This is a genomic window from Acetobacter sp. AC2005 (assembly GCF_037901235.1).
GTDB classification, from domain to species: domain Bacteria; phylum Pseudomonadota; class Alphaproteobacteria; order Acetobacterales; family Acetobacteraceae; genus Acetobacter; species Acetobacter oryzoeni.
Genome location: NZ_CP149625.1, coordinates 176,099 through 197,189 on the forward strand (window position 1 = coordinate 176,099; position 21,091 = coordinate 197,189).

The window sequence follows — 21,091 nt, forward strand, 5'->3', positions numbered from 1 at the left end:
CGGTTTTCTCCCGCTTCTGTGACGCGGTTTCCTATTCGATTTTATTCGGCCCGAATCAGTCCGGAAAGCTCCATCCGGCGGCGAGATTCAGCAATACCATCTGCCACGGCCAGAGCTGCCGCCAGAGCACGCCGACCGGCATTTGCGTCCACCACCACAGGGGCGCCATCCAAGCACGCAGCAACAAAAGCCTCGTGTTCGGCCAAGAGCGAATCATGCTCTTTCCATGTGATGTGCTCGCGCCGGAATCCCCCCGTGCCCGGCAACGGCAGGCCGCGATCACGGCCAATCATCGTCAGTTCCCGCTTTACGAAATCGGCAGACAGGTAACCTTCCTCAGAAAACAGGCGCATGCGCCGTTCTGTTTTAAGTGAAATACGGCTGGCGGTAATGGTGGCCACACAGCCGTTTTCAAACCGCACCCGCGCATTGGCAATATCTTCATGCGCCGAGCTTACAGCCGCACCCAAGGCATCCACCTGCGCAATGGGGCTATCTACAATAGCCAGAACCAGATCCAGATCATGGATCATCAGATCCAGAATAACCGATACATCCGTGCCGCGCGGCTTGTAGGGGGCAATACGTGTGGCCTCTATATAAAGCGGCCGGGTGATGCGCTGGGTAATGGCATCGTGCTCGGCAGAATAACGCAGCAGGTGCCCAACCTGACAGACCAACCCACTTTCCTGCGCCAGAGTTACCAAAAAGTCGGCCTGCTCCAGCGTGGCAGCTATGGGCTTTTCCACCAGCACATGCTTGCCAGCCCGTAGGGCCTGCACCGCCAGTTCAAAATGAAATTCCGCAGGCGCAGCCACCACTACGGCATCGCACGCCGCCAGCAGGGTATCTACATCCTGCATAACGGGGCATCCGGCTTCCTTCGCTACCAAGGCGGCGCGCTTGCTGTCGGGGTCAAACAGCCCCACCAGAGTTTCCCGCGCAACGTGGCGCACTTTCAAGGCATGAAAACGTCCGAAATGTCCGGCTCCAATTACGCCAACCTTAAGTGTTTCAGCCATGAAATCCGCCTTCTTTTTATGCCCTACAAGACTGCATGCAGGCGTAGCACCCCCGCAGCCGAATGCAAGCCGCCCCCAACAACAGGCAGCCTTGCCGCAAACTGATGCAGTTTGGCCACGTACATCTTGGTGTGGCGACCATACAACAGGTATGAAACGCGAATAATGCAGCACAACGGTTGCATCCCGCCAGCCGGGGCGGCATGTTCCCGGCAAGAAAACTGCAAGCGATCAGGTGAGAATGTATTACAGCCGCCTCAAACTGGCCTCGGTGCTGGGCGTGTGCCTGTTGGGCCTGCTGCTGTGCCTACCCAACGGTATGCGCAAGCCTTTCCCTTCCATACCATGGCGTCAGATCCATCTGGGTTTGGATTTGCGGGGCGGGTCTTACCTGCTGATGCAGGTTGACCTTAAAAGCCTTACGCATGACAGGCTCCAGACACTGGCGGAAAACACGCGTGATACCCTGCTGAAATCTCAGCTCGGCTATCAGAATATCAACGTGGATGCCGACAAAAACACCGTCTCCTTCCAACCGCGTGATGCGGCTGAGGCAGATGCGGATGTTGCCACGCTGGACAAGCTGCCCCGCGTTGTGCCCAATGAATTCAGCGTAAAAAAGCAGGATGATGGCACAATCGCCCTCGTGCTTTCTGCTGATGCCATTAAGGCCCGCGCGCGGGAAGCTGTGACACAGTCTATTGAGATTGTGCGCCGGCGTATTGATGGCACAGGTGCGGTTGACCCCGAAATTACCCGCCAGGGTGATGACCGGATTGTGGTGGAACTGCCGGGCATCAGTGATCCGGAGCGAATCAAGGCGCTGCTGGGTACCACAGCCAAAATGACCTTCAGGCTGGTAGATTCCAACCCGCTGCACGCCACATATCCGCCGCCGGGTGTCAGCCTTGTGCCCATGGCCAACCCGGCAGAAGGTGGCCCCCTGCCCGTTTTTGACCACGTGGATGTAGACGGCACAGACCTGACAAACGCAGGCGCTGTGATTGACCAGCAGACGGGCGAATGGGCGGTCAGCTTCTCGTTCGATTCAGTTGGCACGCGGGCTTTCTCATCGGTTACGCAAACCAATGTTGGCAAACGCTTTGCCATTGTTCTGGATAACAAGGTGATTGAAGCCCCCGTTATCCGCACTCCCATTACAGGCGGCAACGGGCAGATTACGGGTGGGTTTGATGCCCAAAAAGCCACAGATCTGGCACTTATGCTGCGTGCTGGCGCGCTGCCTGCACCTTTGAGTGTGGTAGAGCAGCGCAGCATTGGGCCATCCCTTGGGGCCGATTCCATTCGGGCTGGCATTCTCAGCCTTGGCGTTGGCTTCCTGCTGGTTGTGGTCTTTATGGTGCTGTTTTATGGCCGCTTTGGCTGGTACGCAGATATCGCCCTGCTGGCCAACCTTGTGCTGATGGTGGCTATTCTCTCACTGTTTGAAGCCACCCTTACGCTGCCGGGTATGGCGGGTATGCTGCTGACCTTGGGCATGGCGGTGGATGCCAATATCCTGATTAACGAACGCATACGCGAAGAAGTGGCCCGTGGCCGTACGCCTCTGGCCGCCATGCAAACCGGGTTTGAACGCGCCACTTCCACCATTGTAGATAGTAATGCCACGGCCTTTTTGGCCCATGTCATGCTGTTTGTTTTTGGCACGGGGCCGGTACGTGGCTTTGCGCTAACCATTACCATTGGTATTGCCACCACGCTGTTCACCACCCTGCTGCTTTCCCGCATGCTTATGGCCCGCTGGTATGCGCGTACGCGCCCTGCCAGCCTGCCTGTCTGAAGCGAGGCCATTATGTTCGGACGTCCTCTTCTGCGTTTTGTACGCAAAGACACGCAGATCAACTTCATGCGTGGCCGGTACATGGGGCTTATTGTCTCGGCCGTGCTTTCCGTTGCCTCTATTATTCTGTTCTTCCATCCCGGCCTCACGCTGGGGCTGGATTTTAGAGGCGGCATTGTGGTGGAAGCCAAAACCAGCGGCCCGGCAGATTTTGCCAAGCTGCGTTCGGCATTGGCGGCACAGCATATCTCTCACGCATCGCTTCAGGCTTTTGGGGCGCCTGATGATGTGCTGATTCGCCTTGATGCTGGTGATGACCAGAATACCGATGCCGTGGTAGATACTGTGCGCCGTGCTGTTACGGAAGCACAGCCGGGCACCACCATTTTGCGGGCAGATGCGGTTGGCGCTTCTGTTTCTGCCGAGCTGTTCCGCAATGGCATGCTGGCGCTTGGGCTCAGCCTGGCCATGATTCTGGTTTACATCTGGTTCCGCTTTGAATGGGAATTCGCCCTTAGCGCCGTGATCACACTGGTTTTGGACCTCACCAAAACCATGGGCTTTCTAGTGATTACCGGTTTTGAGTTTGACCTTGTGATGGTGGCCGCCATTCTGACCATTCTGGGCTATTCCACCAATGATAAGGTGGTGGTGTATGACCGCGTGCGTGAAAACCTGCGCAAATATCGCACCATGCCGCTGATGGACCTGATCAACCTCTCCATCAACGAAACACTGAACCGTACCTTGGGCACATCCTCGACCGTATTTTTGGCAGCCCTTCCGCTGGCACTATGGGGTGGCGCTACACTTTCCGGTTTTGCTTGGACAATGCTGTTCGGCATTGTGGTGGGCACCTCCTCCTCCATCTTCATTGCAGCGCCGTTGCTGCTATTTATGGGGGAAGGCAGATTGAAGCGTGGCGCTAAGGCAGGCCCAGCTGCTGCACAGCAGAAAAGCTGATACGTCTTTCTTCTTGGTATTTTGCCAACAAAAAACGGAGCGGGTTTTACACCTTGCTCCGTTTTTTATGCCTAGCGCATGAAACCGGGGGTTGATGGCGGCGGTAAAAGAATGGGATCAGACAAAGCCGGGGAAAGAGGCCGCGTGGGCTGTTCCACCACGCCAATAAAATCTTCCACTTTATGCCCTGCCTGCCGCAGCGTGCGCCGGGTTGGTTTATCCCGAAACGCCAGAATGGCCACAAGCGCATTTCTGTCTGTTTTAATGATATTGTACACTTGGTCCGGTGGCAGATCTTCTGTCATTAGCCGCCCGCGCGCCATGCCATTGGCTATTACGTAACTGTACAGCAACGTGCGCGGTGTTTCCTGCACCTTCAGCCCGCGTGAGCTTTGGCACCCTGCCAGCCCTAATATGGCCAGCACGCCAACTGCTGAACGAAAAAAAACCGGAAAGCCGGATCGGGAGCGCTTCATATAAGAAGCATATCCCATATCCCACTTTCCGGGAACAGATCACACAGCCGCCATTTTAGACCCATGGCGGCAGACGCAAGGCTTAATTAGCCCTGATGCGGTGCCTGATCTTTATTGTTAGCAGCCAGTTCATCACGAATCTGCTCAAGCAGAACTTCGGTTTTGGAAGGCGGCGGCGGTGCCTTGGGCTGTTCATCTTCACGTACATGCAGGCGTGTCAGGGCCTTCACCATCCAGAAAATGGCCATAGCCACAATCAGGAACTGGATAACAGCGTTCAGAAACAGGCCAATGTTCAATGTAACCGCGCCAGCTTTCTGGGCTTCTTCCAGAGTAGCCAGATGCGGGCCTTTAAGGGTGATGAACAGGTTGGAAAAATCAATCCCGCCGATAAGCAGACCAATCAAGGGGTTGAAGATATCTTTTACCAAGCTGTTTACAATTGATGTAAATGCAGCACCAATAATAACACCAACTGCCAGGTCAACAACATTGCCGCGCATGATAAATGCCCGGAACTCGCCCACCCAACCTGGGGCATGGACGTGAGATTTAAGATCAGCCATACAAAAATTCCTGTGAAATACTGGGAAATCCGCTCAGAAGTAGCCGTTTTACCGCTTTTTCCTCAAGCCCTTGTATCAGAATTGACACATTTTTCTTAATATTTGAGGTATTCTGTAGCATAAAAGCTGCACAAACGCTGTTATTTGCCTATTATATGCTTCACTTCATTATCATGCCCACCAAGGCAAAATGAACGGTTGATCCAGCATACGCATTTCGTTTATATGCACGGCAATCTTGGCCCGGTCGGTATCGGGCCCTTTCTGCTGTAACGAAAGAACCAGTTTCATGAAACCCGGCATTCACCCCGATTATCACGAAATCACTGTTGTCATGACTGACGGCACGGAATTCAAAACGAACTCCTGCTATGGCAAGGCTGGCGACACGCTCCGTCTGGACGTTGACCCCAAGTCTCACCCGGCTTGGACAGGCGTGCAGCGCATGCTGGATACCGGGGGCCAGGTTGCCAAGTTCAACAAGCGTTTTGCTGGTATTGGCACCCGCAAAAAAGGCTGATTTTTCAGTTCTTTGCGTATGCAGAAAAGCCCCGCCTCTTGAAAAAGAGCGCGGGGCTTTCCACGTTCAGGGGTATGGAAATGCCCGCATATGGGGTTTCCGCCAAAAAAACGCTGCCGGGCAGATTGCCTTCGGGGGTCTTGGCAAAACCGGCAGAACCTTGCTGAACGAGGAGGTTCTTATATGAGTTACGATTTTACACCGCTATTTCGCACTGCAATTGGCTTTGACCGCCTTGCACAGGTGATGGATTCTGCAGCCCGCTCACCGGGCAATTCCAGTTTTCCGCCGTACGATATCGCCAAAACGGGAAATGATAGCTACACGCTTACCATGGCTGTGGCCGGTTTTGGGCCGGAAGATATAGAGCTGGTGGTGCAGGATAACACGCTTGTTGTTTCTGGCCGTGTGAATGCCCCGCAAGATGAAGGTGAAATCCTGCATCGTGGAATTGCACGCCGCGCGTTTGAGCGCCGCTTTGCCTTGGCTGACCACGTTGAAGTGACCGGCGCGGAAATGAACAACGGGCTCCTGCGCATTACAGTGCAACAGATTATTCCCGAAGCACTCAAGCCACGGCGTATTCCTGTTAAAACTGTAAGCACCACACCGGCAGAACGTGCGGTAGCAACCGAGCAGAAAAATCAGGCACCGCAACAGCCCCAGCATTCCATTGCCACAGCAGCCTGATTGCTGAAGTTTTACCAATACGTTCCATATGGGCTTAGCAAGGGGGAAACTGCGGTTTCCCCTTATTTAATTGTGTAGAATATTGATCCGTTATGTGTATTGCGGCTTGACCTGAAGCAGCCACTCCCCCCATATCGTGGCACAGATGCGCGCCGGCAGGCACGCAGGCCTGCGGAACACGTTCCGGGCCGTCAAGTTCCCGGTGCCTGCGCAAGCGCCGCCCGACGACAGGAATACAAAACCATGACGACCCTACCGTTAATGCCCAAAGCAACTGCTGTGTGGCTGATTGAAAAAACTGCTCTCAGTTTTGAACAGATTGCCGCTTTTTGCGGTATGCATCCGCTGGAAGTGCAGGCCATTGCTGATGGTGAAGTGGCACATGGTATTGTGGGTTATGACCCGGTTGCGAATCACCAGCTGAAGCAGGAAGAAATCCAGCGTTGTGAAAAAGACCCCAACGCACGGCTGAAAATTCTGCCTTCCAACAACCCTGTGCGCCGTCGCTCCAAGGGGGCGCGTTATACGCCTGTTGCCAAACGTCATGATCGTCCAGATGGCATTGCATTCCTGCTGCGCAACTATCCGCAACTGAGCGACCAGCAGGTTGTTAAGCTGCTTGGCACCACCAAGGATACCATTGCAAAAGTACGCAACAAGCAGCACTGGAACACCCCCAACATCAAACCGCGTGATCCGGTAACCGTGGGGCTGTGCAGCCAGACAGATCTGAATGCTGCTGTGCATGAAGCCAATATGCGTCTGGAACGCGAAGGGCAGGAAATTCCTGCGCCTGTAACAGATACCGAAAGCTTTAGCGCTTCCGAAAACTGATTGAATGATGCCTGAGGCAGAAGGATTGATCTTTCTGCCTCAGAAACATTTAAGCTGCCAAATACGGCATCAGGCCGAAAGGCGTTCTATTTCTTCCTTTATTCGTAGCTTTTGTAATTTCAGGCACATCAGCACGCGCTCGTCCGGTCTGGGACGTCCGCCTTCGCTCATAATTTTCTGATCAATACGGAAATGGCGGGATTTAAGACTCTCGATCCTTGAAAGGCGTGTCATTTGGGTGCCTCCACTCGATTGATGACCCATAAACGCTAGCGTACCGAGGATAAGAAAGTTCATGTTAATTTCATATATCGCGCCCTGCTGGCATGCAGCCTGAGCATGGAAGTTTTTTTGTAATCCTGGCTGGCGTCCGGCTCTTACATGGTAAACACTGCTTCGGGCATGCTATTCACTCTGCGGGCGGCCAGACCCGGCGCGCGATTCCGCATTAGTGGTGAAGGAGACAGGACATCATGCTGCGAGATCGCGATTTACTGCTTGCCCAACTGCATGAACTGCGTAGTGAACATAGAGATCTGGATACAGTTATCAGCCGGATGGCGCATGAAACTACCTTTATTGACCAACTGTATCTCCAGCGGCTTAAAAAGCGTAAACTCCTGTTAAAAGATCAGATCACCAAGGTTGAAAGCCTTCTGATCCCTGATGATATCGCCTAAACCATTCCGTTTCAGTCTTTAGAAAACCCGGATAGATACCTACCGTGAGCGAAACTGCCCCCCTGCCCTCCGCTTCCGATGCTTTAGAAGATAAAGCAGCCTCTGCCCCAGTTGTGGGGATTATCATGGGCAGCCAGTCAGACTGGGAAACCATGCGCCATGCAGATGCATTGCTGACAGAGCTGGAAATCCCGCACGAAACTCTCATTGTTTCAGCACATCGCACGCCAGATCGGCTGGCGGATTACGCACGCACGGCAGCTGAACGCGGGCTAAACGTGATTATCGCCGGGGCCGGCGGGGCCGCCCATCTACCGGGCATGTGCGCGGCATGGACACGCCTGCCCGTGCTGGGGGTTCCGGTAGAATCTCGCGCGCTTAAAGGCATGGACAGCCTGCTTTCCATTGTGCAGATGCCCGGCGGTGTGCCGGTAGGCACGTTGGCTATTGGTGCATCCGGGGCTAAAAACGCAGCCTTGCTGGCGGCCTCTATTCTGGCACTGCATAACCCCGCCCTTGCCGCACGCCTTGAAACATGGCGCGCACTACAGACAGCCTCTGTCCCCAACTCTCCTATTACCGAAGATAAATGACCTCCTCACATTCTCCGCTTAAGCCCAATGCAGTTATCGGCATTGTGGGTGGTGGCCAGCTTGGCCGCATGTCTGCCATTGCTGCTGCACGCCTTGGGTTTCGGACGCATATTCTGACAACCGAGGCCGATGGCCCGGCGGCTCAGGTTTCTCACGCCGTAACATGCGGCAAGTATGATGATCCGGCAGCACTGGATGCGTTTGCCAGTGCTGTTGATGTTGTCACCTTTGAGTTTGAAAACATCAGCGCTGATGCGTTGGACCTTTTGGCCAAACACTGCCCTGTGCATCCTTCCGGCCATATTTTACGCATCAGCCAAGACAGATTGGCTGAAAAAACTTTTTTTGCTTCGGCTGGTATTCCATTAGCGCCGTGGCATGCCGTTACAGACGTAAAAACGCTGCACGAAGCCGCAGAAAAAGTTGGCTTGCCGCTGATTCTCAAAACCACCCGCAATGGATATGATGGCAAAGGCCAGCGCCGCGTGCATCATATCCATGATCTGGAAGAAGCTTTTAACACGCTGGCACCACATCCTCTGGTTGCAGAAGGTATGGTGGATTTTGCCTGCGAGATCAGCGTTATGGTGGTGCGCAGTGCAGAGGGTACGGTGCGGTGCTTTGATCCAGCCCTGAACCGGCACTGGAACGGTATTCTGGACCTTACGCTGGCTCCAGCCCCTATTGATCCCAACATTGCCGCGCAGGCTGTAAAACTGGCCACCACCATTGCCGAAAAGCTGGAATTGGTGGGCATTCTGGGCGTTGAAATGTTTGTTGATCGCACCGGCAACCTGTTGGTGAACGAAATGGCCCCCCGCCCCCATAATTCGGGCCATTGGACCATGAATGCCTGCCCGCAGGATCAGTTTGACATGCATATCCGTGCGGTTGCGGGCTTACCTCTGCCTCATGCTGTGCGCCATTCTGATGCAATCATGAAAAATCTGGTTGGGCCGGAGGATATGGCTCTGTTGCCGCAGATTATGGCCACACAAGGCTTTATTCCGCATTTATATGGCAAGGCAGAAGCCCGCGTTGGCCGCAAAATGGGGCACGTAAATATCCTGTTCCCCTACGGTGCACTGCCCGGCAATTTGGGTATTCAGGATGCCTTGGGGCCACTGGCCACCAAAACAGCCGCCCCAGAACCTGAAGAAGAAGACTAAGCCGCCTGTTACAGCATTGCGTGAAGCCAAGGGCTTACAACAGCCCTGCTTCACGCATGCTCAACAGCTTTTCTCCGGCAACAATAATATGATCCCATACATGGATGTTCATAATTTTTGCCGCGCCACAAATTTGGGTTGTCATCACCACATCATCGGCTGAAGGCGTTGGGTCTCCACTTGGGTGATTATGCACCAACACCAGCATAGTGGCGTTAAGCTGCAAGGCACGCGCTACAATTTCCCGCGGGTAAACAGGTGTATGGTCTACCGTGCCCTGCCCCATCACATCATCAGCCAGTAGCTCGTACTCGTCATTCAAAAACAATACGCGCACCTGTTCGCGCTTTTCCGGCCCCATAACAGCCCGCAAATACGCATAAAGCTGTGCGCTATCAGCCAATATGCCAGAACGGCGCAATCTTGCGCGCTGAATGCGTAACCCAGCCTCACGCACAAGCATAAGCAAAACACGCACGGCTTCTGGCAGCGCCTTTATGCTTTTACTTGGCTCATGCCAGCTTATAGCTGCCATAACTGCGGAAATGCTTCCGTACTCATGTAATAAATTACGTGCTTGTTCCTGTGCTTTGCCATTGCGTGGCTGCGCTTGTGCTATCAACCTGCATAATAGAGCGAGGTCTGTTTCTTCTGCTGCAGCGAGTTCCGGTGCAGCGCCACCATACATTTCGGCGGGAAGGGCAATGGCTTCCGCAGTTGAAACATTCAGCCGAAAATGTGTGGCATCAGCAAATTGACTTGTGGGCTTTTTTCCAGATTTTGCAGATGGGCGCTTCAAGATTTCGGCCCTGTATGGTGGTTGAAGCTGCGCCATTCGCCACATCCAATGGCAATATGGTCATGCACCTCTACGGCCAATAATGGTGCACTGCGCTGTAATTCCCTTACAAAAGGTGCGTTTTGCGCAAGGGTTTGATCCAGCGTTTGATCTTCCGCCACCCAATCCACCGTTACCAACGCACAGGCATGCAAAGCCAACGCACGTTGCAAGACCAGCGCGACCGCTTGCCGAATACAGGCCATGGTTTCATGGCTGCTACCCTCATGCAAAAAAGCTGGCACAGCTTCATCGGCAATTAACTGGTTACGGCTATCCAGAAATAAAGCACGTACCTGCCCTCTGGGGGCATTTGCCAGATATACATCTGCATATTCTAAAATACTGTCCCAGTTTCCCAAAAACTGGCGTGTTTCCTCACCATTTTCTGGCAACCTGTCTGCCACATAGGCGACATCCTGCAAAACTGCTGCACTTGCGCGCGTAACGCCGCTGATCTGGCGCAGATTTTCTTCCCCCGCTTCCAGCACAGCCTGCAAAGACCCAAAGACATTGATAAGGCTTTTGGCCAGCGGCTTTGTATCTTTACGTGGAATCCCGACATAGAGCAGCATTTCCAACAATTCGTAATCCGCCAAGGAAGCCGCGCCCTGCGCCAACACACGCTGGCGCATACGTTTGCGATGCCCTGTTGGGCCGATGCTTTCAAAAACAGGCATGGCACCTTGCTGCACGTTTAAACAACCGTGGGTTGTGTCGGTCTTTACTGCAAAGCAGCCGGGCTTTTTTTGCCTTTTCTGCTCTGCTGACTGTCTCCCCATTCCATTGCTCCGTTTGGCCTGAAGCGCACATGCTTATATAAAGGCATGGTGAATACGTCCGAACACCCCTCCGCCCCGCTTTTTTCATCTCCGTCTGCCTCGGGTGACAGTTATCTGGCTCGTCTCAACCCCGAACAGCGCGCAGCTATTGAAACAACGGATGGCCCTTTGCTGGTACTGGCTGGTGCTGGCACAGGCAAAACACGGGTTTTAACCACCCGCTTTGCGCATATCCTGCTAACAGGCCGCGCCAAGCCGTGGCAGATCCTGACAGTAACCTTTACCAATAAAGCTGCGCGAGAAATGCGTGAGCGTATCGGCCTGCTTTTGGGCAGCCCGGCAGAAGGGTTATGGTTAGGCACATTTCATGCCCTCTGCGCGCGTATGCTTCGCCGCCATGCTGAGTATGTGGGGCTGACCCAAAGCTTTACCATTCTGGATACGGATGACCAGTTGCGCCTGCTCAAGCAGGTTATGGCGCCGTGGCAGATTGATATCAAACGCTGGCCTGCTCCGGGCCTTTTGGGCGTGATCCAGCGTTGGAAAGACCGAGGGCTTACACCGGAACGCATTACCCCCACCGAGGATTCGGACTTTGCCAATGGCCATGCCCGCGCCATTTACACCGCGTATCAGGCCCGCCTGAAGCAGCTGAACGCCTGCGATTTTGGTGACCTCATGCTGCATGTGACCGAAATTTTGCGCACACGGCCTGATGTGCTGGCCCAGTATCACCGCCTGTTCCGCTACATTCTGGTGGACGAGTATCAGGATACCAACACCATTCAGTATCTCTGGCTGCGCCTGCTGGCCAAACATGCAGAAGGCCCGGCCAACATCTGCTGCGTGGGGGATGATGACCAATCCATCTACTCATGGCGCGGCGCAGAAGTTGAAAACATCCTGCGGTTTGAAAAAGATTTTCCCTCCGCCAAGGTTGTACGGCTGGAACGCAATTATCGCTCCACCCGGCATATTCTGGGGGCTGCAGCAGGGCTTATTGCCCATAATAGCGAACGATTGGGCAAAACACTCCGCCCCGGTCGAGAAGATGCAGAAGGTAAAAAGGTTAGCGTTCTAGGGGTGTGGGATTCGGATACAGAAGCCCACATGGTGTGCGAGCAGGCCGAAAAACTGCGCGCACAAGGCCACGCCCTAAAGGAAATTGCCATTCTGGTGCGCGCGGGCTTTCAAACCCGCGCATTTGAAGAACGCCTGATGCAAACCGGCCTGCCTTACCGCATTGTGGGCGGCCTGCGTTTTTATGAACGCGCAGAAATACGTGATGCACTGGCCTATATGCGCGTGCTGAGCCAACCAGCGGATGATCTGGCTTTTGAACGCATTATCAACGTGCCCAAACGCGGTGTTGGCCCGGCCGGGCTGCAAAAGCTACATGCAGCAGCACGCGCCAATAACCTGCCCCTTACAGGCGGCACGGAAAAACTGCTGGAAGATAACGCCCTTAAAGGAAAATCTGCCGCCCATTTACGCCAGTTGATGGAAGCCTTTGCCAGCACGCGCGATATTCTGGCGCGTGAAGGCCATGTGGTGGCCGTAGAACACCTGCTGGAAGAAAGCGGGTATCTGGACATGTGGCGGCAGGATCGCTCCCCCGACGCGCCGGGGCGGTTGGAAAACCTGAAAGAACTAACGCGCGCACTGGCCGATTTTGGAACTCTGGGCGAGTTTCTGGAACACGTTGCCCTTGTTATGGATCATGATGAAAACGGGCAGGATGATTACCTGTCCATCATGACGCTGCACGGCGCCAAGGGGCTGGAGTTTGATACGGTATTCCTGCCCGGTTGGGAGGAAGGCGTTTTTCCCTCCCAGCGCACGCTGGATGAAGGCGGCCTGAAAGGGCTGGAGGAAGAACGCAGGCTGGCTTACGTGGGCATTACGCGCGCACGGCAGGAAGCCATTATCTTTCATGCAGGCCGCAGGCGCATTTACGCCAACTGGCAGCCCTCCATGCCCAGCCGTTTTCTGGACGAGCTGCCAGATGAACACGTGGTCCGCCATGATGAAGGCGGCGGGTTCCAGCGGCAGGGCCTGAACCTTTCCGAATCCGTGTTTGATAACGGCCCCATTATTGCCCGCCGCAGAAAAGACCCCATGCTGGAAGCCGCACCGGCCCTGCAACTGGGTGACCATGTGCGCCACCCCCGCTTTGGCGAGGGCATCGTTATTTCGGCAGATCGGCACCATGTTGAAGTGTCCTTTGAATCTGTCGGCACCAAACGTCTTCTTTCATCCTTTATCGAGAAAATCTAATGGCCCCTCCTACCCGCCGTCATGCCACCAGCCTTGAAACCATTTCTGTCACTGTGCCGGAAGCGGCGGTGGAAGCTTACGAAAACGCCATTGGCAGCGTATGCGCCACGGTAGGTATTTTTGAAGCCAACCCGGAAGGCACCCAGTGGCGGGTAGAAGGCGTAAAAGACACCGGACACCGCGAGGATGAACTGGCAGCCGCCCTTGTGCTGGCTGAACTGACAACAGGCGTAAGCGCCCCTCTGGAACGCACCAGCACAGAAGCCGAAGGCTGGCTGGCCCGCACGTATGAGGCTTTTCCTGAACAGGAAGTGGGCCGCCGTTTTGTGGTGCGCGGCACGCATTTGCCCGATTCCAAAAACGCCACCCGCATTGTGCTCACGCTGGATGCTGGCGTGGCCTTTGGTTCGGGCGAGCATGGTTCCACCCGTGGGTGCCTGCGCGCGCTGGAACGTGTGGCTTACCGCCGCCCCCACCGTATTCTGGATTTGGGTTGCGGCACTGGCATTCTAGCCATGGCCGCAGCAGCATTGCTGCACCAAAAGGTGCTGGCAGTGGATATTGAGCCGTGGTCTGTGCGTGTGGCGGCACAAAACGCCAAACGCAACCAGCTTAACCGCGCCATGACATGCCGCCTGGGCAATGGCTGGCAAACCCCCGCCATCTGGAAGGCCGCGCCGTTTGATCTGGTTTTTGCCAATATTCTGGCCCGCCCCTTGTGCCTGATGGCCAAGGATCTGGTGCGGTATCTGGCCCCTGGCGGCACGGTTATTCTGGCCGGTCTGTTGCGCACACAGGTGCGTATGGTGCTGGCCGCGCATCGGCGGCAGGGGCTGGTGCTTGAGCAGGAACTGCATGAAGGCGAATGGGCTACTCTGATCCTGCGCCGCCCGGTTCTTCCTATTCGAAAAACGGCCTAATCGGCCTTTTCTTTTCCTATCTTTTCAGGACACGGTTTCCATGGCGTCTGCATCCTCTACCCGTCTTGCCGCATTGCGCACCCTTTTGCAAAACGAGGGGCTGGATGGCCTGATTGTGCCCCATAGCGATGAGTTTTTGGGGGAATACACACCAGCCTGTGCAGAACGTCTGGCATGGTTAACAGGTTTTACAGGCAGCGCAGGCACGGCCATTGTGCTGCCCCATACTGCCGCCGTGTTTTCTGATGGTCGTTACATTACCCAGATGGATCAACAGGTGGATGGCGCATGCTGGCAACGGCTACATATTAGCCAGACACCTCCGGCCACATGGCTGAAGGAACAAGCCAAACCAGAAACCCGCGTGGGGTATGACCCGCGTGTGATGAGTGTGGCGGAGCTGCGCCCGTTTGCAGCCCAAAGCGGGGTAACTCTGGTACCCACATCCCGCAATCTGGTGGATGATATCTGGGCAGACCGCCCGGCTTTTCCCTCGGCCCCAGCCTGCATACATCCGCTTGCTTTTGCTGGCCGAAGCTCTGCTGAAAAGCGGCAGGAAATTTCTGCAATTCTGACGCAGAATGGTCAGGATGCCGCTGTTCTGAGTGATTCAGCCTCTATTGCATGGCTACTGAATATTCGTGGCTCCGATATCCCCTGCACACCTGTGGTGTTGGCCTTTGCGTTGGTGCATGCAAACAGTTCGGTAGACCTGTTTATAGAGCCAGAAAAAGTTTCGGCTAACGTTAAGGAATGGCTTGGCTCTTCCGTGCGTGTGCATGCGCCGCAAGAGATGGAGCAAGTTCTGGCAACCCTGAAAGGCAAAACCGTTGGCGTGGACCCTGCCAGCAATGCTGTCTGGTTTGGGCAAACCCTCACCCGCCATGGCGCCACGGTGCAGGAAGCACCAGACCCGTGTCTGCTGCCCAAAGCCCGCAAAAACAAGGCGGAACAGATGGGCATGCGCATGGCCCATCTGCGTGATGGCGTAGCGCTTTGCCGCTTTCTGCATTGGCTGGATACAAAAGGCCGCAACTGCACAGAACTTGAAGCCGCCACACAGCTTGATGCCTTCCGTGCCGAAGGGAAGGATTACAAAGAAGAATCCTTTCCGGCCATTTCCGGTTCCGGCCCCAATGGGGCCATTATTCATTACCGCGTTACGCCGGAAAGTGACCGGAAATTACAGGATAACGAAGTTTACCTGATTGATAGCGGTGGCCAGTACCCTGAAGGCACGACAGATGTTACCCGCACAATCTGGACAGGCCCCGATGCACCATCTGCCAGCCTGAAAGACGTGTTTACCCGCGTGCTCAAGGGGAACTTGCGCCTTGGTCGCGCACGTTTTCCGGTGGGCACCAAAGGCCATGCGCTAGATGCACTGGCACGGTTTGACCTGTGGCAGGCCGGGCTGGATTATGACCACGGCACCGGCCACGGCGTGGGCAGCTTTCTTTCCGTGCATGAAGGGCCAGCCCGTATTTCCAAAATGCCTTCTCCCATTACGCTTGAACAAGGCATGGTGATTTCCAACGAGCCGGGCTTTTACAAACCCGGTGCCTACGGCATCCGGCTGGAAACACTGGTGATGATCCGCCCCGGCAACATGCCGCATTCGGACCGGCCTTTTCTGGAATTTGAAACCCTTACACTGGCACCTTTTGACAGACGGTTGATTGACCTCACCCTGTTAGGCCCGGAAGATACCGCCGTGCTGGACGCGTACCATGCTCAAATCTTGGATCAGGTAGGCCCTCACCTGCCATCTGATGCACAGAAATGGCTGAAAACGGCATGTGCGCCTCTCAAGAGGGCGTGAGAGGCGGAGTCTTTCCCCGCTGGTCACGAAATTGAGAATCGCATGCACCGTAAAACGGGCGCAAAACAGGCTACGAAGTTGAAGGGAGCTTCTCAGAATGACGACAGACAGCAAGACCATTCCAGCCACTCTTATTGCAGGTGATGGCATCGGCCCTGAAATTGTTGAATCAGTTACCGAAATTCTGGATACCGTTGGGGCCCCATTTGTATGGGACCGCCAGCTGGCCGGTATGGCGGGTGTGGACGCGGTAAATGACCCGCTGCCCAAGCAGACAATTGAAAGCATCCGGCGCACGGGCCTGGCCCTGAAAGGCCCGCTGACAACTCCAGTTGGTGGTGGGTTCAAATCCATCAACGTAACCCTGCGTCAGGAATTTGGCCTGTTTGCCAACCTGCGCCCAACCAAAACCATCATTCCCGGTGGTCGGTTTGATGATATCGACCTTGTTCTGTTCCGTGAAAACCTTGAAGGTTATTACGCAGCAATGGAACATTACATTCCGGTAGGGGATGACCCCAAGGGCATTGCGCTAAGCTCCGGCTTTAACTCCCGCGCAGAATGCCGCCGGATTGTAAAGTTTGCCTTTGAATATGCGGTAAAGAACAACCGTAAAACGGTAACCATTGTTCACAAGGCCAATATCCTCAAACTGCTGACAGGCCTGTTCCTTGAAGAAGGCCGCAAGGTTGCAGAAGAATACAAGGGCCGCATTGAGTTCAATGAACGGATTGTAGATGCCTGCGCCATGCAGCTTGTTATCAACCCGTGGCAGTTTGATGTGATTGTGACCACCAACCTGTTTGGTGACATCCTTTCTGACCTTACGGCCGGTCTGGTGGGTGGCTTGGGTATGGCACCGGGTGCAAACATTGGTGAAAAAGCCGCTGTGTTTGAAGCCGTGCACGGTTCTGCACCAGATATCGCAGGCAAAGGCATTGCCAACCCGCTGGCTCTGCTGCTGGCAGCCGTTATGATGCTGCGCCATGTAAACCGTAATGATCTGGCTGACCGTATTGATGCCGGTATCAAAAAGGTTATCACCAACGGTACAGTGCGTACGAAGGATCTGGGCGGCAATGCCTCCACAAAGGATCTGACAGCAGCTCTGAAACAGGCCGTTGCCTGATATTGAGCAGTCTGGCTGTTCAAAAAAAACCGATTGCGATGGAAAGGGAGCCCCAGTGGCTCCCTTTTCTTTTGGCCACACATCGCATTAGGGTAAGGCATGATCCGTTCTTTTGGTGGCCCGTGGCCTGCCCTGCCCCTTTCTGCTTCCTTCCGCATTGATGTGGAAGCCCCACCTCCGGCGGCTCCGGCAGATATTGAGCAGGAAATCACACATCTATGGCAGCAAGCCTGTGCCACAACACCTGCTTTGTTTAATGGCTGCGTATTTTCTGCATCCTGCGTAACGCGCACAGCCATTAAAGGCTATTGGACAGAGTATCGCCGCGTATTTGCGCAAATGAAGAACCCCGCACTTTTTTCATTTTTGCGCCTGCAACCATTAGCCGTAGTAGGGCTGGTGCATACGCCAGATGGATACGTGTTGGGCAGGCGCAATCCATCTTCCATTTATCAGGGAAATTTCTGGCAAAGCCCGCCCGCTGGCAGCATTGAAAAACGCACCAACACGCAAAACGTCAATTTAGCCGAGCAGATTTTAGCAGAGGCCACAGAAGAATTGGGGCTGAATGCCAAAAGCCTACAGGTTGGGCAGCCACTTATGGCGGTGCGGCACCCTCATACCCGTGTGTTGGATATTGGGCTGGTTTTGGAAACGCAGCTTGCTTTTACAAAAGTGGAAGAAAGCTGGAAACAGCATGCCAATAAAGAATACGACATGCTGGCCTGCGTGCCTGCCCAAGATGTCACAACATGGCTGGGGCAAAACGCCATTTTACCAACCAGCCAGTATCTTTTGCAGCATGATGTAAAAAGCAGAATGCCGCGTACCTTATAATACACGGCATTGCATAACTTATTTAATTTCCACACCAATCTGCTTGATATCATGGAAGCTGATATCCGGGTTCTGCTCTTCTGTACGGCGCATCATAAACGCTGAAGTAGCCAGAAATACCGGATCATCATCCAGATCATCCGCCATGGCGGAGCGATGTGCTGCGGCAAATGCCTCAATTTTCTCACGCGGGCCGGTAATCCAGCGTGCTAGAGAATAAGGCGTGGAGTCAAAGCCAATTGCCACGCCGTATTCCGCCTTCAGGCGAGATTGCAGCACATCAAGCTGCAAGGTGCCCACAACCCCCACAATTGGCTGCGCGCCATCTTGCGGGCGGAACAACTGCACCACGCCTTCTTCTGCCAACTGCACCAGCGCCTGTTTGAGCTTTTTGGCCTTCATGGCATCATCCAGCCGCACGCGGCGCAGAATTTCCGGGGCAAAGTGTGGCACGCCGGTAAACTGGATGTCTTCACCTTCTGTCAGTGTATCGCCAATACGCAAGGTGCCGTGGTTGGGAATACCCACCACATCGCCTGCAAAGGCTTCTTCTGCCAGATGCCGATCCTGCGCAAAAAAGAACTGGGGCGTATGCACGGCAAAGCTTTTGCCCGTACGCGTGTGCTTAAGGCGCATGCCACGGCTGAGCTTGCCGGAACAGATACGGGCAAAGGCAATACGGTCACGGTGGTTGGGGTCCATATTCGCCTGAATTTTGAACACCAGCGCCGTCATGTTTGGCTCTGTGGCCTTTACCACACGGGTTTCTGCCGCTTGGTCACGCGGTGGTGGGCCAAAGGCCACCAATGCGTCCAGCAGATCGGTCACCCCGATTTCCTTGATCGCACTCCCGAAGAATACGGGGGTAAGATGCCCGGCATCGAAGGATTCTTTATCAAACTCTGGCAGCGCGGCTTCTACCAGTTCCAGTTCCTCACGCATCTGCACAAGGCGGGCATCATCTTCTGGCAGATCAACCGTTGTGTGCAGCTTTTTGGTGAGAATATCGTACGTACCAACAAACGTGGCCACACGCCCAACCGGCCATGTGGCGGGTGATGTATCCAGCGCGAGAGAGGATGCAATTTCATCCAGCAGGGCAAACGGGTCCTGCGCCTCACGGTCCATCTTGTTGATGAAGGTCACAATCGGAATATCGCGCAGGCGGCAAATCTCGAACAGCTTGCGTGTACGATCTTCAATCCCCTTGGCGGCGTCAATCACCATTACGGCGGAATCAACGGCGGTTAGGGTACGATAGGTATCTTCGGAAAAGTCTTCATGTCCGGGCGTATCAAGCAGGTTGAACACACAGCCGCCGTAATCGAACGTCATCACTGAACTGACAACGGAAATCCCGCGGTCCCGCTCAATGCCCATCCAGTCAGACCGTGTGCGGCGGCGCTCACCCTTGGCGCGCACGTTGCCCGCCATCTGAATAGCCCCACCGGCCCGCAATATCCGTTCTGTCAGCGTGGTTTTACCGGCATCCGGGTGCGAGATAATAGCAAAGGTCCGGCGGCGGGTAATGTCACTGCTAAGAGGGGCGGATGCGGTATCAGACATAAGGGCTCTGTTCCGAAACAAACATGAGTAAAAACGGCAAACGCCGGATGGAGAGAAACCCCTCCACCCGGCGCGGCATAAAACGAACCTAAACGCCGATTAACGGGAGTAGTATTCGACCACCAGATTCGGTTCCATCTGCACCGGATACGGCACATCGGAAAGCTGCGGGCCACGCAGATACGTGCCCTTCATCTGGCGATGATCTACTTCCATGTATTCCGGCACATCGCGTTCGGAAGACTGAGCGGCATCCAGAACGATAGCCAGCTGCTTGGACTTTTCACGCACTTCGATAACGTCACCATCCTTCACGAGGTAGGAAGGAATGTTCATCTTCTTGCCGTTAACCAGAATGTGGCCGTGGCTGATGAACTGACGGGAAGCGAACGGCGTGATAGCAAACTTCATCCGGTACACAACGGCATCCAGACGGCGTTCCAGCAGGTTGATCAGGTTTTCAGACGTATCACCCTTGCGGCGCACGGCTTCCTGATAATAGCGGCGGAACTGCTTTTCTGTAATGTTGCCGTAGTAACCCTTCAGCTTCTGCTTGGCCATCAGCTGAACGGAGAAGTCAGACGGCTTGCCCTTACGGCGCTGGCCATGCTGGCCCGGGCCATATTCGCGACGGTTAACCGGAGATTTGGCGCGACCCCACAGGTTTACACCAAGGCGACGGTTAATTTTATACTTGCTCTCAAGGCGCTTGCTCATAGTGCGCTCTTCTCTCTTAACAGGCGGAACATCGGGCAGATGTCCGTCGTTACACCGGTAGTCTCCGTCCACCACGGATCGGAGCGGGCGCAAACCGTATTACCAGCGCGGCATGTTGCCCTACTGGCCGATTTGTCCACATTCCCGGCAATGGAGGCAGGAATTACGAAACCCCGGGCGCAGTGTCAACTTTTTCCGTTGCGCTTTCTGCCATTCTGCAGTGCATAGTCGTGCCATCGGCACATAAAATTGAAAAGAAAGGATTGCTCAGCATGCCATTTGCTAAAAAATGGGGGCTATTTGTGGCGTTGGGTCTCGCCCTGATTGTATTGGGCTTTATTGCCTGTATTGATGCGGTTTCCGTCACCCTTGCCAGCACCATCTTTATTGGCGCGCTGCTGATTGTGGCAGGCATTATGCAGGTGGTACATGCCTTTGCCGTGCGGGATTGGGGTGGCTTTATTTTCTCCCTGCTGTGCGGGCTGCTTTACGCCGCTGGTGGTTACCTCCTTATAGAAGAACCAGCCACAGGCTCTGTTGCCATTACCATTTTTGTATCTGCCTGCTTTGTGGTTGTGGGTGTGCTGCGTTGCGTTCTGGCCCTGCAGGCACGGGGTATGCCCGGCTGGGTGATCATTCTGGGTAGCGGGCTTATCAGCCTGCTTGTGGGCCTGTGCCTGTACTTCACCCTGCCGTGGTCTGGCCTGTGGCTGATTGGCACATTTGTTGGGGCTGAACTGATTGTAAGCGGCATAAGCTGGCTGCAAATTGGCCTTGCCCTGCGCCAGAGCAATTCCCTGCCGCCGCCCATTACCCGCCTGTAAAACTTACGGCGTGTTCTACAAAAACGGCGCGGGCCTGTTGGCTCCGCGCCATTTTTTATGCCCGC

22 protein-coding genes are annotated in these 21,091 nt (G+C 54.7%); 14 read left to right on the forward strand and 8 right to left on the reverse strand.

Features of this window, described 5'->3' with window-relative positions:
- Positions 1–41: 41 nt before the first annotated feature.
- Positions 42–1,022: a Gfo/Idh/MocA family protein gene (locus tag QQM41_RS00855; RefSeq protein WP_050819642.1), complete on the reverse strand. Its 981-nt coding sequence runs from the start codon at positions 1,020–1,022 to the stop codon at positions 42–44.
- Between the two features lie 235 nt (positions 1,023–1,257).
- Here QQM41_RS00855 and secD point away from each other — a divergent pair, with 235 nt between their 5' ends.
- Entirely contained in the window at positions 1,258–2,823 is a 1,566-nt protein-coding gene (secD, locus tag QQM41_RS00860) for a protein translocase subunit SecD (RefSeq protein WP_208729266.1), read from the forward strand.
- 12 nt (positions 2,824–2,835) lie between these two features.
- Complete coding sequence (gene secF / locus QQM41_RS00865; RefSeq protein WP_339077479.1) at positions 2,836–3,786, forward strand: protein translocase subunit SecF; 951 nt, start codon at positions 2,836–2,838, stop codon at positions 3,784–3,786.
- 71 nt (positions 3,787–3,857) lie between these two features.
- Here the strand turns inward: secF and QQM41_RS00870 are convergent, their stop codons facing one another.
- On the reverse strand, positions 3,858–4,262 hold the full coding sequence (locus tag QQM41_RS00870) for a hypothetical protein (protein WP_339077481.1): 405 nt from the start codon (positions 4,260–4,262) through the stop codon (positions 3,858–3,860).
- A gap of 86 nt (positions 4,263–4,348) precedes the next feature.
- Complete coding sequence (gene mscL / locus QQM41_RS00875; protein WP_035365590.1) at positions 4,349–4,828, reverse strand: large conductance mechanosensitive channel protein MscL; 480 nt, start codon at positions 4,826–4,828, stop codon at positions 4,349–4,351.
- Between the two features lie 289 nt (positions 4,829–5,117).
- Here mscL and rpmE point away from each other — a divergent pair, with 289 nt between their 5' ends.
- From rpmE to QQM41_RS00890, 3 genes are all read left to right on the forward strand, one after another.
- Entirely contained in the window at positions 5,118–5,348 is a 231-nt protein-coding gene (gene rpmE, locus QQM41_RS00880) for a 50S ribosomal protein L31 (RefSeq protein WP_339077482.1), read from the forward strand.
- A gap of 183 nt (positions 5,349–5,531) precedes the next feature.
- On the forward strand, positions 5,532–6,038 hold the full coding sequence (locus tag QQM41_RS00885; protein WP_012812820.1) for an Hsp20 family protein: 507 nt from the start codon (positions 5,532–5,534) through the stop codon (positions 6,036–6,038).
- 243 nt (positions 6,039–6,281) lie between these two features.
- A complete protein-coding gene (locus tag QQM41_RS00890) occupies positions 6,282–6,872 on the forward strand; it encodes a DUF1013 domain-containing protein (protein ID WP_050819637.1) in 591 nt (196 codons plus the stop codon).
- A 69-nt stretch (positions 6,873–6,941) separates the two neighbouring features.
- Here QQM41_RS00890 and QQM41_RS00895 read toward each other — a convergent pair whose 3' ends face one another.
- Complete coding sequence (locus tag QQM41_RS00895; protein ID WP_080986859.1) at positions 6,942–7,106, reverse strand: YdcH family protein; 165 nt, start codon at positions 7,104–7,106, stop codon at positions 6,942–6,944.
- 239 nt (positions 7,107–7,345) lie between these two features.
- On the opposite strand from QQM41_RS00895, the gene QQM41_RS00900 reads away from it, so the two are divergent.
- Genes QQM41_RS00900 through QQM41_RS00910 form a run of 3 tightly spaced genes read left to right on the forward strand, consistent with a single transcriptional unit; the run spans position 7,346 to position 9,314 of the window.
- Complete coding sequence (locus tag QQM41_RS00900) at positions 7,346–7,552, forward strand: YdcH family protein (protein ID WP_003622940.1); 207 nt, start codon at positions 7,346–7,348, stop codon at positions 7,550–7,552.
- Between the two features lie 44 nt (positions 7,553–7,596).
- Positions 7,597–8,145, forward strand: a complete 549-nt coding sequence (gene purE / locus QQM41_RS00905) for a 5-(carboxyamino)imidazole ribonucleotide mutase (protein WP_003622939.1) — start codon at positions 7,597–7,599, stop codon at positions 8,143–8,145.
- Positions 8,142–9,314: a 5-(carboxyamino)imidazole ribonucleotide synthase gene (locus QQM41_RS00910; protein WP_339077483.1), complete on the forward strand. Its 1,173-nt coding sequence runs from the start codon at positions 8,142–8,144 to the stop codon at positions 9,312–9,314. Before purE ends, QQM41_RS00910 begins: the two co-directional genes overlap by 4 nt.
- Before the next feature lie 34 nt (positions 9,315–9,348).
- Here the strand turns inward: QQM41_RS00910 and QQM41_RS00915 are convergent, their stop codons facing one another.
- Both QQM41_RS00915 and QQM41_RS00920 read right to left on the reverse strand, forming a co-directional pair.
- Complete coding sequence (locus QQM41_RS00915) at positions 9,349–10,113, reverse strand: RadC family protein (RefSeq protein WP_339077484.1); 765 nt, start codon at positions 10,111–10,113, stop codon at positions 9,349–9,351.
- Positions 10,110–10,934 carry a UPF0758 domain-containing protein gene (locus QQM41_RS00920; RefSeq protein ID WP_339077485.1) on the reverse strand — a complete coding sequence of 275 codons (825 nt, stop codon included), beginning with the start codon at positions 10,932–10,934 and terminating at the stop codon, positions 10,110–10,112. The genes QQM41_RS00915 and QQM41_RS00920 overlap by 4 nt, the downstream gene beginning before the upstream one ends.
- 45 nt (positions 10,935–10,979) lie before the next feature.
- Here QQM41_RS00920 and QQM41_RS00925 point away from each other — a divergent pair, with 45 nt between their 5' ends.
- The 5 genes from QQM41_RS00925 (at position 10,980) to QQM41_RS00945 (ending at position 17,919) form a co-directional block, all read left to right on the forward strand.
- Positions 10,980–13,211 carry a UvrD-helicase domain-containing protein gene (locus QQM41_RS00925; protein WP_339077486.1) on the forward strand — a complete coding sequence of 744 codons (2,232 nt, stop codon included), beginning with the start codon at positions 10,980–10,982 and terminating at the stop codon, positions 13,209–13,211.
- Positions 13,211–14,131 (forward strand): 50S ribosomal protein L11 methyltransferase, encoded by a 921-nt coding sequence (locus QQM41_RS00930; RefSeq protein ID WP_339077487.1) that lies wholly within the window; start codon positions 13,211–13,213, stop codon positions 14,129–14,131. The genes QQM41_RS00925 and QQM41_RS00930 overlap by 1 nt, the downstream gene beginning before the upstream one ends.
- 40 nt (positions 14,132–14,171) lie before the next feature.
- A complete protein-coding gene (locus tag QQM41_RS00935) occupies positions 14,172–15,953 on the forward strand; it encodes an aminopeptidase P family protein (protein WP_339077488.1) in 1,782 nt (593 codons plus the stop codon).
- A 97-nt stretch (positions 15,954–16,050) separates the two neighbouring features.
- Complete coding sequence (locus QQM41_RS00940; RefSeq protein ID WP_019090131.1) at positions 16,051–17,082, forward strand: isocitrate/isopropylmalate dehydrogenase family protein; 1,032 nt, start codon at positions 16,051–16,053, stop codon at positions 17,080–17,082.
- A gap of 99 nt (positions 17,083–17,181) precedes the next feature.
- A complete protein-coding gene (locus tag QQM41_RS00945) occupies positions 17,182–17,919 on the forward strand; it encodes an NUDIX hydrolase (protein ID WP_339077489.1) in 738 nt (245 codons plus the stop codon).
- Between the two features lie 18 nt (positions 17,920–17,937).
- Here the strand turns inward: QQM41_RS00945 and QQM41_RS00950 are convergent, their stop codons facing one another.
- Positions 17,938–19,485: a peptide chain release factor 3 gene (locus QQM41_RS00950; RefSeq protein ID WP_339077490.1), complete on the reverse strand. Its 1,548-nt coding sequence runs from the start codon at positions 19,483–19,485 to the stop codon at positions 17,938–17,940.
- Between the two features lie 99 nt (positions 19,486–19,584).
- Positions 19,585–20,202 (reverse strand): 30S ribosomal protein S4, encoded by a 618-nt coding sequence (rpsD, locus tag QQM41_RS00955; RefSeq protein ID WP_003622919.1) that lies wholly within the window; start codon positions 20,200–20,202, stop codon positions 19,585–19,587.
- Positions 20,203–20,474: 272 nt separating this feature from the next.
- Here rpsD and QQM41_RS00960 point away from each other — a divergent pair, with 272 nt between their 5' ends.
- Entirely contained in the window at positions 20,475–21,026 is a 552-nt protein-coding gene (locus QQM41_RS00960; protein WP_012812810.1) for an HdeD family acid-resistance protein, read from the forward strand.
- Positions 21,027–21,091: the final 65 nt, after the last annotated feature.

Excerpts from the sequence above, each read along its gene's own strand:
- QQM41_RS00855 (WP_050819642.1), bottom strand. The coding sequence starts at position 1,022 with ATGGCTGAAACACTTAAGGTTGGCGTAATTGGAGCCGGACATTTCGGA.
- secF (WP_339077479.1), top strand. The coding sequence starts at position 2,836 with ATGTTCGGACGTCCTCTTCTGCGTTTTGTACGCAAAGACACGCAGATC.
- QQM41_RS00870 (WP_339077481.1), bottom strand. The coding sequence starts at position 4,262 with ATGAAGCGCTCCCGATCCGGCTTTCCGGTTTTTTTTCGTTCAGCAGTT.
- mscL (WP_035365590.1), bottom strand. The coding sequence starts at position 4,828 with ATGGCTGATCTTAAATCTCACGTCCATGCCCCAGGTTGGGTGGGCGAG.
- rpmE (WP_339077482.1), top strand. The coding sequence starts at position 5,118 with ATGAAACCCGGCATTCACCCCGATTATCACGAAATCACTGTTGTCATG.
- QQM41_RS00885 (WP_012812820.1), top strand. The coding sequence starts at position 5,532 with ATGAGTTACGATTTTACACCGCTATTTCGCACTGCAATTGGCTTTGAC.
- QQM41_RS00890 (WP_050819637.1), top strand. The coding sequence starts at position 6,282 with ATGACGACCCTACCGTTAATGCCCAAAGCAACTGCTGTGTGGCTGATT.
- QQM41_RS00895 (WP_080986859.1), bottom strand. The coding sequence starts at position 7,106 with ATGACACGCCTTTCAAGGATCGAGAGTCTTAAATCCCGCCATTTCCGT.
- QQM41_RS00900 (WP_003622940.1), top strand. The coding sequence starts at position 7,346 with ATGCTGCGAGATCGCGATTTACTGCTTGCCCAACTGCATGAACTGCGT.
- QQM41_RS00910 (WP_339077483.1), top strand. The coding sequence starts at position 8,142 with ATGACCTCCTCACATTCTCCGCTTAAGCCCAATGCAGTTATCGGCATT.
- QQM41_RS00920 (WP_339077485.1), bottom strand. The coding sequence starts at position 10,934 with ATGGGGAGACAGTCAGCAGAGCAGAAAAGGCAAAAAAAGCCCGGCTGC.
- QQM41_RS00925 (WP_339077486.1), top strand. The coding sequence starts at position 10,980 with ATGGTGAATACGTCCGAACACCCCTCCGCCCCGCTTTTTTCATCTCCG.
- QQM41_RS00930 (WP_339077487.1), top strand. The coding sequence starts at position 13,211 with ATGGCCCCTCCTACCCGCCGTCATGCCACCAGCCTTGAAACCATTTCT.
- QQM41_RS00935 (WP_339077488.1), top strand. The coding sequence starts at position 14,172 with ATGGCGTCTGCATCCTCTACCCGTCTTGCCGCATTGCGCACCCTTTTG.
- QQM41_RS00940 (WP_019090131.1), top strand. The coding sequence starts at position 16,051 with ATGACGACAGACAGCAAGACCATTCCAGCCACTCTTATTGCAGGTGAT.
- QQM41_RS00945 (WP_339077489.1), top strand. The coding sequence starts at position 17,182 with ATGATCCGTTCTTTTGGTGGCCCGTGGCCTGCCCTGCCCCTTTCTGCT.
- QQM41_RS00950 (WP_339077490.1), bottom strand. The coding sequence starts at position 19,485 with ATGTCTGATACCGCATCCGCCCCTCTTAGCAGTGACATTACCCGCCGC.
- rpsD (WP_003622919.1), bottom strand. The coding sequence starts at position 20,202 with ATGAGCAAGCGCCTTGAGAGCAAGTATAAAATTAACCGTCGCCTTGGT.
- QQM41_RS00960 (WP_012812810.1), top strand. The coding sequence starts at position 20,475 with ATGCCATTTGCTAAAAAATGGGGGCTATTTGTGGCGTTGGGTCTCGCC.